1 protein-coding gene is annotated in these 281 nt (G+C 41.3%); it reads right to left on the bottom strand.

All coding sequences use genetic code 11. The annotated features are described in order from the left end of the window. Positions 1-55: 55 nt before the first annotated feature. Positions 56-281 (bottom strand): GIY-YIG nuclease family protein (locus tag QPK98_RS15665; protein ID WP_310994402.1); only part of this gene is annotated, 226 nt, incomplete at its 5' end.

The following is a 281-nucleotide window of genomic DNA, read 5'->3' as shown; positions in this document are numbered from 1 at the left end:
GGACAGGCGCTGGGCTCGAACCAGGGACTTTCTGTCCCGAAAGCTTTCGGGAGAGTCAGATACTCCCGGTTTCATTTACAATCTTTTCTCTTAGTTCAGGATATTTTGAAAGATTCAGGATATACTTTCTGCTTTTCATCGATTTTATCTTCCGTTCCAGTCGGATCGCATGTGCATAACTGCTAACTTCAAACGCTAAAAACAGTTCCCAATCGTTTGTAATGGAAGTAAATGATTTACTGCCATAGGTGCCATTGTTGTGTTTTTCAATTCGAACTTTC

Origin of the sequence: Aequorivita marina (assembly GCF_031631895.2) — a bacterium.
GTDB classification, from domain to species: domain Bacteria; phylum Bacteroidota; class Bacteroidia; order Flavobacteriales; family Flavobacteriaceae; genus Aequorivita; species Aequorivita marina.
This window is presented reverse-complemented; position numbering and strand designations above follow the sequence as displayed.